A 12538-nucleotide genomic window follows, 5' to 3' on the forward strand; every position below is an offset into this window, starting at 1 on the left:
TAGCTGTATTAGCTGTATTAGCTGTATTAGCTGTATTAGCTGTATTAGCTGTATTAGCTGTATTGAAACATCCAGAAATTAATAAAACTAGTATTAATAATAAAGTATTTTTCATTGGGTTATCTCTATATGCATTGCACCTTCTCCAGGTTCATCCCCAGAAATAAAGCCACTAATGATACCATTAAGCTTAGCATCCTTACAGGCTTGCTTAAATTTTTTCCCTTGTGCATTCAAGTGACTATTAGTACCAAAACCATTACTATTTAATCCTATATCTACTACATTAACCTTGTTATATTGTTCAGTACTGACACAATGTTTGGAAACTTTTTTATTTTGTCTTTGTAATTCAATAATTTTCTCTACCATTTTACTAATAGTTTGTTCCTTCCTCATATTCTTGGCTTTACATTCATCTCTGACTCTTTTTACTTCTTCTCCCGGCGCAGTATACCTAATATTCTGACTATACATTGCATTAGCTTGGGATTCAGCTGTTCGAATTGTGCTTGTTATATATATTCTATTCATTCCCGCTTCTTTAGCTAAAAATGCTAATATTTTTTTGGTTTTTTCAGAAACAATATTTCGTCTCCACTCTTCATTCACGCCGCTAAATAGAACACTTACTCCTTCAACCTTAGCTACTTCTGCTTTTTGAATTTTCAAATTAATCGTTGCCATACTATTTTCAATTTTTCCATCAAAAATAATTTTCTCTTTATTGGATTCCAAAACTATAATTCTAATAGATTCATTTATTACCCCCTTATGAATTTTTTTACCCAGCCCATTTGCACCACTGACATGACTACGTTTTGTTCCTTTATACTCAACAATATAACTACCACCATTAAATAATTGATTAGTTTTAACGTCATAAGTTAAAACTGTAAATTCAACTTCTCTACTATCATTAACCACCATTTTGGGATGACCATCTTTACTTACCGCAGTGTTTTCATCTCTTTTAGGAGTAGAGTCATGAGTTTCAACTGGCTTATCAACTGGTTGTTTATGTTTTAATGAAGGAACTTGTTGTTTAGATTGAGCTATTTCTACAACTTTAGTCCCTGTCTTTATATTTTTTGATGCTTGCTCTATTGCTGACGAGTCAACATCAATAACACGAAGCGATTTATTTTTATCAACTTTGATAGTCAATAAGTTCCGTTCATCTCTTAATTTATAATTCAGCTCGAATCCTGGCATTGCACTAACAGTTATCTTTCCATTACCATCAGTCTTTTTTTGCTTTATCTGATTTCTATATTTTTGAATTAAATTCAAATTTGTTATAGGTTTTTTCGTATCTTTATGTCTAAAAAGAATATTAAAAGTATGTAAATTAAGCTTTATCGTCTTTTCGCCCATACCTTCTTGTGCTGTAAAACGAATAATTTCTTGTTTTGAGTCTAGCCCACTAATTAAAAATGTAATCTCCTCGCCACTTAACGCTACTAAGTTATTTTCAATACCATTAGTACCTACACTATGCTTCTTTTCTGAATTTTTATATTTTAGAAAATAAGAAAAATTTGGAATCGGTTTATTTTCACTGTCTATAACTTTAATACTAAAATTAACATTTTTTTGCTGATCATTACTTTTACTTACTTTCGCGTTTTGCTCAACACTTGCTTTATTTTCTAATTTCACAGGCACCGGTTTCTGCGAAGGAGTCGGTTGTTGGGTATGGATATCTGTTTGGGATTTGATTCCGCTTATACCATTTGCAACCACCAAAACTGCAGAATGATTTTTACCATCAGCAATTAATAGTACTGGCTTTTGATTATTATCAACAACAGGTTTTCCATCAACGGTAATCCTTGCTCCCCATCCTCCTTTCACTAAAATAGATCTAATTTTTCCTTGACTATTTGTCAATAAATTACTAAGAGTTGGCACTACTTTTGTTTTTTTGTAACCAACACTTACTGTAGAGTTAACTAATGGGCTAGCACTTTTATCTACAAATTGCACGTAAAACCGTGAAGTACCCTTGTATCTGTGCCAACTCATGTCATCATTTTCAGTACCTTTTATTTCAACTTTTTCCGTTTCAGAGTTTAAAAATGCTGGTGGATACTTATAAATTTTTGGCTGTTCTTTATGTAGTTGTGCTTGAGCTTTTGGACTCCAATATAGCACGATGCCATTTGTAAAATCCTCTTCTTGTCTATTATAAATTGGCGACACTAAATCAATAATATGCTGAGTAGATTTAGAAATTTTATTAGATTTCATTTCCAATCTAACTTGGCGAACAGCATCAGTTTCATTTGTTAAAGCATCAAAATCATCTTTTAAATATCCCATTATACTTGTGTGTTTAACCCATTCACCAAAACCTATTCTATTCATTATACAATGTGCAACGGCTCTCTTTGAAATGTCTCCACAAATACCCGCTTCGCCTTTTACAGTTGCGATAAAATCAATAAATTCTTCAGAATAACTCATCGTTATTCTCCACATGGATTAGCTATTTTTTTATTAGCTAATATAGTTGATTCATTACTTGCTATTAAATTTAAACCACCATCAGGTGAAAAATAACTCATATTTTTAAAATAAGTATAATAATCAAATCTTTGTAGCAACCCATTAAATTCTTTAGTTTTTAAATTGACAATTTTTCTAGGCTTATTTGTAAACAATTTTCTTGCATAAATGACTTTCTTTTTGCTATCACTTTCGATCAAACAATTATTTTTATTATCAATGGCAATAAATTCGTCTGTGGCATCCTCTTTATTTTGACTATAGAAAAGCGTAACTGAACATGGAGACCCACATGATGTTTTTACTTTATATAAGTTTTGATTTATTTTTGAAATATTTAAAAGTTTGACACCTTTTATAACTATTTCATTCTGAGCATTTACAGTTCTCACAATGTCACAACTAGAATTATATTCATCCTTACATTTCGCCGAAACTACAAAAGTATCGTCATTTGCGTAAAGATTAAAACTAAAAATAATTGTGCTCAATAAAAAAGTTGATATAAAAGTCTTTTTCATATTAAATCGCGAAACTTGCGTTGTTTTTCGTTTAAATATTTCAATCATGTTCATGCTCTTCTCCACACCCACAGCCATCAATCTCTTCACCGTCTAGTAATTCAGCTTCCTGTTGAGGAATTAACTCTTTAATTTCTGTTAAATAAGCTCCTGGTACTAAAGCGAGTTCTACATTATCAACAGAATCACTATAAACTCTCGCGCTACTTTCTTGATCAAACTCATGTACAGCTTCAATTTTCTTAGAGTGATTAATCAATTTATACTTCATATTTTTTAAAATGTTAGTATCAAATATTTGACTTAAATCAAATCTCATACTGTACATTCCTGTTTCTGGCATTTTCGGCAACTCAGCATTTACTGTTGCCCCACCCGTAAACAAATGCTGCCCAGCTTTACTTTCAAACTTACCGCCTGTTGTTGAAAATACGCCATTGGCATTAATTTTGAGTTGTGACCCACCAGCTGTTAATACAATTTCTTTAGGACTCGTAAGCTCGATTTTTTCTTCAGTAGAAATGAGTTTGATAACCTTCTTAGCAATTGCTTCAATAGCATCATCTTGTGCTTGCAGTTCGAGCTTTCCTTTTGCTGCATAAGCACGCAAACCTTTTTGTGCAGCAAACAAACTGATTTTGTCTTGTGCATGTCCAATAATATTTTTCTGTGCACTCAAATTAATTGAACCGCTGGCACTTTCAGCAATATCTTGCGACGCTTGCAGGATAATATTTTCAGGCGTCGTCAAAGCAATGCCATTTGGCGATGCTAATAACATAAGCGCTTGTCTAAAAATCTTGCCTTGTTCTTGCTGTTTAGTATCGGAACTACTTTCTAAACCTTGGGTATAGCCCTCCATAAAGCCTTGTAAAGAACTCAATGCTTTAGAAGGTGATACTTCCAATTTACTGCCTTTACTAAAAGTGCCGCATACACTCATCATGTCAAAGTCTTTAGTCTCGACATTCGCTAAGACTTTTCCGACCTCTTTAATACTCTCAAATGGATTTTTATGAATGCGATCTTTAATGCTGGCAAGTTTACCTTTAACGATGTCGGCACCATGTTCTTCAACGTTTTCGATAAACGCTTTTAAATTTTCTACTGCATCTTTGGCATCGGTAAAGAAAGCATTAAATTCATCTACAACGCCTTTTGCATTTCCACCTAGTGCACCAATGTCTTGAATAAAGCCGCCACAGTCTTTTAAAGCGTGAATAGGGTCGTTATTAATCCCTTCTTTAAATAGATTCACCGTACTATTTAATGCCTGTCCTGTGGTTTTTAACTCAAGCGACTGGATGAATTTGGGTAAGCGATTAATCACATTCAAAGCATCAGTTTGTTGCTTGGCTGCAACTTCACTGAGCATCTTCATGCTTTCATAACCTTGTGAAAGTAAGGATTGTGCTTGAGCAGCCTCTAAATGGTCTGCAATCGCCTGCTCTTGTGCATAGGTACTAATGAGCATACCTTTACCCGCACGCACAGCACCCCAAGCGTCGGTTCTCAGCTCAAAGCCTTCACCACGCCCTTGGCTTGTCTCTTGTTCTTTCGGATGGCTTAAGTTACCCAAATTCAGCTGTGTTGCTGCATGACTACTTTGGAGCTGGGTACTAATTTGTCCGGTTGTGTCATCAAAGCGTAATTGGTTGAAGCCGCTTCCATTGATTTCCTGACTGCGAATCCCGCTCAGTTTTTTAGTTGCAGGAAGCTGACCTTTTACATCGAACTTGGTGGGTGAGCGCTGTGCTTCATGGATGCGCCCAGTCACAAATGGACGGTCAATATTGCCATCAAAAAAGTCAATGACAACTACCTCACCAATACGTGGTAAGAAACGTGCCCCATAGCCTTCTCCTGCCCAAGGAGTCAGTACATCCACCCAAGCTGAGTCGGTATCATTGTCATTGCTACCTGCACCACCATCATGGCCATGATCATCACTACGGGTAAATAGAAAACGTACTTTAATGCGCCCCCATTCATCGACATGAATGGTTTCTCCTTGCGGTCCCACGACTTTCGCTCTTTGCGGGTAGGCAATTGGTCGATGCTGTTCTGGATTATATTCAGGCGCAGTTTTGATTTGACGGCGTATTAGGGTCAGCTCATTACCTTGACGTTCGATGTCATCGTAACCATGTTGATCCCAACGACTTTGGGTTAATAACTGACTAACTTGCTGATGTAAATCTTTAGGTAAGTTATTTTGATTATAGAAGTTTTTAGCAATGATCAAGAACTCTTGATCCGCCCCTTCATGCTGATCAATTTCAGGGTGTTCGCGTAGATTAAACCAATAGCCGACTTGGCTATCACGGACACTACTATAGGCTTTAAAATATTTGGCCCGACTCGCATGCATGTCGGTGAAGTGCTGATTTAATTTTTCTAACTGACTACTACCCGAAGCCGTTGCCTGATCTTCCCCTTTTAAATCTTGCATCCAAGCAGGGCTTACGTGCCATGCTTGTTCAAGACTTAAAGTGGCTGAGTCAAAGTTATCTGAATGTGTATGCGTAGTAATAACCGAACCATTACCCTCTTCTTGTGCAAGGGCATCGGGTTGCCAACGCTGCACATGTACCGCAGTCGGTTGCAAGCTTCGCACTGCAACAAAACCAGTAATACTATCTTGATATTCGGTTGCGCTACTTCTGTGATAACGAATACTACGACGCGCTAAAGCCTGATACTGGCTATTGTCATCAATGAGTCTTAGTTTTTGAGCTTGTATTGGCGCAGTAAAATGCGGAACAAAAAGCTCTGATTCATCAATGAGCCAACTAATACCTTCACTTCGCCATAAACGCGTAAGGAAGTCATAGTCAGACTCATTGTGCTGCATGGTGAAAGGTCGAATATCATAGTTTTGACTTAACCCACCCAAGTCAAGACTTAAACTCGCAGCAAACAGTGGACTTTTTTCTTGCCACTCTTTAAATAAAACTTCGGTAATTTCTACGATACTTTTATTCATAAAAACACGACTATTACGGCGTTTGTGCCATAAATTTGTCGCATCTTCTAAAGTCAGCTTATAAAGCGTTAAAGCACCATCACTTTGTCCATAACTGGCTTCAGTCACAATACCTGTTGTTCGGAACAATTGGCCCGAATCCGTAACCTGATCAACAGCGACCTGAACGCCAATAAATTGCTTCAATGCAATTTGGGCATTGGTTGAAAGGCAAATCAACTCTGCCATTAGGCCACCATTCAGCTGATGTTGGCCTTCTATACGTTGTAAGAATATTTGGTTATTGAGTAGTTCATTAGAGAACTGTACATGGATAGCACGTTTCTGAGCATTTAGCCCTATTTTTTCCAAGACACTAAATATATTAAAAAGCATTTTTTTATAATCGTAAGGATATATAAACGGGTGCACTTTATAAAAAACAGAACTATCTGTCTACAAAATTATGCGTTATTTTTATCAATTTTTCTTATATTCTCACTTATTCTAATATGATTAAAAAAAGCCCAACTTGAGTTGAGCTTTTTTTAATCATATTAAACTTAGTTTTTAGCCGTCTTAAATACTGGATAAAAACGGAATAATTGCCATAAACAAACCAGTAATAGCAAAACAAAATACACTAATGACCACACTGGTAAAGACTGGCCTAAAAAAGTCCAGTCAATTGCCGCACATTCACCTGAACCAGAAAGCACTTCTTGTAAAACAGCTTTCATCGGTAAAGCATCGATTAAATAATTTAAACCCGGTCCACAGCTTGGTACTTGGTCTGCTGGTAAATGCTGTATCCAAACATGACGGCCTGCCACGCCGACTGACCATAAAATTGCGATACCAGCTAAAAATGCATAGAAGCGTTTAATCGCATTGGAAACTGGGTTATGCAAAAATGCAATGAGCGCCACAAATCCCATTGCCATTAAGCCAACACGTTGAAAAATACAGAGCGGACATGGCTCTAACCCTTTTACATGTTCCAAATATAACGCAAAAGACATGCCGACAATGCTTGCCAGTACAAGCAGTCCACTCACCAAACGGTAACTTAATCGCATGTAAAACCTCATTTTTATCTATATTGTTCAAGATATTGATCAAAACTGATCTGACTATCTTGTTCAAGTTGTTCTTGCTGCTGTAAAGATTGTGCAGCCAATTGTTCAAAATATTGTAAAGTCTCTGCACTGATTTCATGCTTTTCATAACTTTCAGCATGCATCTGTGCCATATGACTGCCAAAGCTCCAGGTTCCACCATGCTTTAATGTGTCATCAATCACATGTGCAGATAATGTTTCATCTACTTCATCAATGCGTTCTTGCATTACGGTCAAAGCCGAGCTGTACAGAGTTGTTGCATAGGTCTGATCAAGTAATTTGGCACAAGCCTGCATGTTCGAAATATGCTGACGTGCCCAGTCCTCAATATGGTAAGACCCGCTTAAATCAGTAATGGTTGCGTTTGGCGCTCGGCCACGGTTAACCACTTCTGTCTGGTTTTTCTCAATCAAATCTTGCTCAGGACATAACAACTCAGGGCTATCACTGAGTAAGCAATAAAGCGCCAATGCCTCAAGGAAACCAGCCGTTGTTTCATTTACACCAATTGGTGAATATGGATTTACATCTACTGCACGGAGTTCAACATAACCCACTCCTCGATTTTGCAAGGCTTGAGATGGTGTTTCACCTGCGTGAGGCACCTGTTTTGGACGCACGAGACTGTAATATTCATTCTCGATTTGTAAAACATGGTCATTAATTTGCAACGGTTCACCAGAGGCATCATTTAACCCTAAACGGCTAAATGGCGGGTAAGGAGAATGTACTGCTTTTTGTAAACCAGCCAGATAACCAGATAGGTTGTTGTAGTGAATACCTAAACTTTTTTGTGCCGAGTTTTGATAGCCTAAACGTCCCATACGCAGGGCTGTAGCATACGGTAAATAGTATGACCCTTTGATTAAAGGCAACAAATGATGTTCATGTCCAGTCAAGAAACAACGACAAACCGAAGGACTCGCTCCGACTAAGAACATTACCAGTGGCGTTAAGCGAATAAAGTTACGGATAAGCCCAAAATAGCGGTGGCTACGATAATCTTGCAGACTGAGTGCTTTTAATTTTTCGTCAGTTTCATGTGCCTGCAAGGCAGTAAAAAGCGAATCTGGAAAAGATAAATTATAGTGTACGCCCGAAATCGTCTGCATACGGCGACCATAACGAATACCCAATCCACGGCGATAAAGCGTCTTGAAACGCCCAATATTAGAAGTACCGTATTGCGCTAGACGAATACGCTCCTCATTGTCATCTAGCATACATGGCATAGACAACGGCCAGAGTTTTTCACCATTTTCTAAATGACGGTGTACAACCGCATGAATATCGGTGAGCTCATGCAAGGCATCCCCAATCGTTGGCTGTGGTGAAGTAATAAACTCCATCAACGCTTCTGAATAGTCAGTTGTAATTTTTGGATGTGTTAAAGCTGAACCTAATGCTTTTGGATGTAACTCTTGTGATAAGAACCCATTACTTTGCATACGTAGGCTTTCACGTTCTATTCCACGTAACATGCCTTGTAGTAGCGACGAATCCACCCAAGCAGGAATAACTGATTGAGATGGTGTAGTGGGTTGACTCATGCATTTGCTCGCTTATAAAAGATCACTATATACAAAATCGTGACATGATATGGATGTTGATATGATCACATCATTTCAGTTTGGCAATTTTTATCACAATCTTGTTATTTAAGACACGAAAGAATTGTGATTTTATTGAAGAATAATTGCTAAAGAGTTGTCAATATCATGAACGATCAAGACATTTTAAACTTCTGGTTTTCACCTGAACACCGTTCACTTTGGTTTGCAAAAAGTGATGAATTTGACACAAAAATTCGTGATCAATTTGCAGACATTCATCGTCAGGCAACTCGAGCAGAACTTTGGTCTTGGCGAAAAACGGCAGAAGGCCGTCTTGCAGAGATTATTGTGCTAGATCAGTTTTCTCGCAACATTTATCGTGATCAACCCGAATCTTTTGCTTACGACAGCCTCGCTTTAGCTTTGTCACAAGAAGCAATTAGCTTGCAACTCGATGCACAGCTTAACCCTGAACAGCGCTCGTTTTTATACATGCCGTTTATGCATAGTGAATCGAAGCTGATTCATGAATTTGCCTTAAAATTATTTCAACGCCTCGGCAATGAAATTAATTTAAGCTTTGAGAAAAAACATAAAGTGATTATCGATCGCTTTGGCCGTTATCCTCACCGCAATGCCATCCTCGGACGTGTTTCAACACCAGAGGAAACCGAATTTTTATTAGAACCGAACAGCAGTTTTTAAGACCGCTTTATTTTTTAATGCTGAGTTATCCATTCTTCCATGCTCAGCTGGGAGTTCACCATGAAATATCTCTCTCTTTGTTTAGCTTTAGGCACTGCCTTAACTTTAAGTGCTTGTTCAACCCTACCGAGCAAACCCAAAACCTTCAATCAGCTTGGCCAGTTTTCAGCCTATCCGTTAAATGCACAAACGTTCAGAATCAGCTTCCAAGCTGACTCAAACATGAGCTATGGAACAGCTGAAGAAATTACCTTGGTGAAAGCAGCACAAACGACCGTACAAAAAGGCTTCCGCTTTTTTAAAGTGCAAAATGACCCAAGCAATCAAAGCCAAAAACCACCTCGTCAGGCCGTGGTTTACCCATCTACGCCGAGTTTTTATCCGTATGGTTATGGTCGCCGTTATCCGGGCTTCTGGCATGATCCGTTCTATGATTTCCCACAAGTGGTCAATATCGACCCTGTTCAAGTGTCGTATACTATTGAATGTTATCGGGATCAAAAGCAGGCTCCGCAGGACGCTTTTGATGCAACGTTAATTCTCAAATCTATCGGACAAAAATATGGTTTAAGCCCGACAGGAGAATTGCTGCCACCGCCTGAGCCGCCAGTAAAACAAAAATGAATAGGATGACCGTATGAATATGGCAGAAGAAGTACACCATGCACCCAATCTGAAGCGCAGCAAATACTTTGCAACGCTGGCACTTATTATTGTGGTAGTGCTGTGGATTGGGTTATTGATTGCCAATCGCTTTCTGCCAGAGTACACCAACTTAATTCATATTTTAATGTTAGGCGCGGAAGCTGGCGTAGTGGGTGGACTCGCAGACTGGTATGCCATTACCGTCCTGTTTCGAAACCCATTTGGCAAGCTTCCTATCCCAAAATTTTTGCGGGATCATACTGAAATTATTCCGCGCAATAAGGCTCGTATTGCAGAGTCAATGGGCCGATTTGTGCAGGAAAATTTTCTGTCACCTCAAGTAGTAGAACGAAGCTTAGAAAAAACTGACCTAAGCCTTGCCATTGGGCAATGGCTAGCCAGCCCACAAAACAACACACAAGTAGTGCAGCTCATTCAGCAAACTGTCCCGAAAATTTTTGAATTTGTGAGCCAAGAGCAAATTGCTAATTTCGTGCAAAACAACAGCGTGCAATGGGTTCGTAACACTCAAGTCAATAAACTCGCCAGTGAAATGCTACGTGCAGTATTGGAAAATGATTTCCACCAAGATGTATTGCAACGTGGTCTCGATATTGCGCATGAGTGGGTGGTACAAAACCCGGATAAAACCCGTGAGTTAACCCGAAAAATGTTTAAAGCACTGGGTGTCTGGTCTCTTGCAAAAGGTGCAAGCTGGATTGGTATTGATGTTCAACAACGTACCATCGATTCACTGGTTGAAAAAGTAGAGTCGATGTTGGCTGACCACGAACACCCATGGCGACAGGAAATTGAAACAGTTGCTCATTCACTTATGCTCGAATTAGCAAATCCTGACAGTGTTGCCAGTCAACGCCTCAATAGCGGTAAGGATGCACTGCTAGATAGTCCACAAGTTTTAAATTTCATTAGTGGTGCTGTCACCATTTTATGTGATGCCATTAAAGCAGATTTAATGAAAGAAGACTCCGGCATTGCGATGAACCTGAGAGCTGCCATTCAGCAATTGGGTGAAAATCTTGTCCAAAATGTAAAAGTACGCGAAGTTCTCAACAAAGAAATGACAGGACTTGCCATGAACTTTACGGATCAATATAGCCATAAAATCATACGCTATGTGAGTGAGCGCATTCATGAATGGGACTCACGTGAAATGATTGGAAAAATTGAAAATGAAGTCGGTGGCGACTTACACATGATTCGAGTAAATGGCGTTGTAGTTGGTGCATTTATCGGTTTAACTCTAGGTGTAATCCGCGCAGCGATTGAATCGATTTTATAACCTTAATAATTTCTTTAAGAGAACAACATGCTACAGCTTCAGTCAAAATTGCCCGCACAAGGGGTGACTATTTTTAGTACGATGACGGCAATGGCACAGCGCTTGGGTGCACTTAACCTTTCACAAGGTTTCCCAGACTTTCCAGCCCCTCCTGCTTTGCTCGAAGCCCTCTCACAGGCAACTTTAGCTGGACACAATCAATACCCACCTGGTGATGGCATTCTCGCACTCCGTGAACAGCTTGCTTTACAGTTTCAACAGCGTGATCAACTTCAACTTGACCCTGTAACCCAGATCACGATTACACCTGGCGCGACCATCGCTATTTTCTGTGCTATACAAGCCTGTATCAACACAGGTGATGAAGTCATTATTTTTGACCCGAGTTATGACAGCTATGGGCCTTCTGTTCAGCTAGCAGGTGGTAAAGCTGTTCGTATTGCCCTGCAAGCACCTGACTTTAAGGTGAACTGGCAACAAGTCAAAGATTTGATTAATGACAAAACCCGTATGATTGTGGTGAATACGCCCCACAATCCAACTGGCACCATATGGGAAAAACAGGACTGGTTAGAGCTTATTGAACTGATTCGAGATAAAAATATTGTGGTTTTATCTGATGAAGTGTATGAACACTTAGTTTTTGACGGTCAGCAACACTTTAGTGCGTTGCATTTTCCAGAGCTTAGAGAACGTAGTTTTGTGATTGGTTCTTTTGGGAAAACCTTTCATGTGACAGGTTGGAAAACAGGTTACTGTGTGGCTTCACCTAAATTAATGGGTTTATTCCGTCAGATTTACCAATATGCGAATTTCTGTGGCACGACACCTTGTCAGATTGCCTTAGCGCAATATATGCAACAGCATCCGGAACATATTCGGGAACTTTCACAGTTTTATCAAACTAAGCGGGATCGATTTAATCACGCAATTCATAATAGCCGTTTTTTACTTAAACCGTCTCAAGGCACTTATTTCCAAAACCTTGACTACAGCCAGATTAGACCAGATTTAAACGATGTTGAAATGTGCCAGTTTCTTGCCGAGCAACATAAAATTGTGGCCATTCCAGTTTCGGTGTTTTACCAACAAGCACCTGAGTCTTTACGCCTCATTCGTTTCTGCTTTGCTAAAAATGATGAAACATTGCAAAAAGCAGGAGAAATCTTGAATGAATGTTAATAAATTTAGAAACTTAGCATAGCAAAACACTA

General features: G+C 38.8%; 9 protein-coding genes. 4 read left to right on the top strand and 5 right to left on the bottom strand.

Annotated elements, in window-relative coordinates:
- Window positions 1-111: 111 nt before the first annotated feature.
- From RMA95_RS07905 to gshA, 5 genes are all read right to left on the bottom strand, one after another.
- Complete coding sequence (locus tag RMA95_RS07905; protein ID WP_311070074.1) at window positions 112-2469, bottom strand: hypothetical protein; 2358 nt, start codon at window positions 2467-2469, stop codon at window positions 112-114.
- A gap of 2 nt (window positions 2470-2471) precedes the next feature.
- Entirely contained in the window at window positions 2472-3086 is a 615-nt protein-coding gene (locus RMA95_RS07910; protein ID WP_311070075.1) for a hypothetical protein, read from the bottom strand.
- Window positions 3073-6393 carry a type VI secretion system Vgr family protein gene (locus RMA95_RS07915; protein ID WP_311070076.1) on the bottom strand — a complete coding sequence of 1107 codons (3321 nt, stop codon included), beginning with the start codon at window positions 6391-6393 and terminating at the stop codon, window positions 3073-3075. Before RMA95_RS07915 ends, RMA95_RS07910 begins: the two co-directional genes overlap by 14 nt.
- Before the next feature lie 167 nt (window positions 6394-6560).
- On the bottom strand, window positions 6561-7076 hold the full coding sequence (locus RMA95_RS07920) for a disulfide bond formation protein B (protein ID WP_263614852.1): 516 nt from the start codon (window positions 7074-7076) through the stop codon (window positions 6561-6563).
- Window positions 7077-7090: 14 nt separating this feature from the next.
- A complete protein-coding gene (gene gshA / locus RMA95_RS07925; RefSeq protein WP_311070077.1) occupies window positions 7091-8668 on the bottom strand; it encodes a glutamate--cysteine ligase in 1578 nt (525 codons plus the stop codon).
- Window positions 8669-8836: 168 nt separating this feature from the next.
- Here gshA and RMA95_RS07930 point away from each other — a divergent pair, with 168 nt between their 5' ends.
- From RMA95_RS07930 to RMA95_RS07945, 4 genes are read left to right on the top strand one after another with little or no spacing between them, the layout of a single operon-like run.
- Complete coding sequence (locus RMA95_RS07930) at window positions 8837-9376, top strand: DUF924 family protein (RefSeq protein ID WP_191028761.1); 540 nt, start codon at window positions 8837-8839, stop codon at window positions 9374-9376.
- A 60-nt stretch (window positions 9377-9436) separates the two neighbouring features.
- Window positions 9437-10000 (top strand): CC0125/CC1285 family lipoprotein, encoded by a 564-nt coding sequence (locus tag RMA95_RS07935; protein WP_311070078.1) that lies wholly within the window; start codon window positions 9437-9439, stop codon window positions 9998-10000.
- A gap of 13 nt (window positions 10001-10013) precedes the next feature.
- Window positions 10014-11324 (top strand): DUF445 domain-containing protein, encoded by a 1311-nt coding sequence (locus tag RMA95_RS07940; protein ID WP_263614855.1) that lies wholly within the window; start codon window positions 10014-10016, stop codon window positions 11322-11324.
- A 27-nt stretch (window positions 11325-11351) separates the two neighbouring features.
- Complete coding sequence (locus RMA95_RS07945) at window positions 11352-12506, top strand: pyridoxal phosphate-dependent aminotransferase (protein WP_311070079.1); 1155 nt, start codon at window positions 11352-11354, stop codon at window positions 12504-12506.
- Window positions 12507-12538 lie beyond the last annotated feature (32 nt).

It is taken from the genome of Acinetobacter sp. V110_1 (genome assembly GCF_031798975.1).
Lineage (GTDB): Bacteria > Pseudomonadota > Gammaproteobacteria > Pseudomonadales > Moraxellaceae > Acinetobacter > Acinetobacter nosocomialis_A.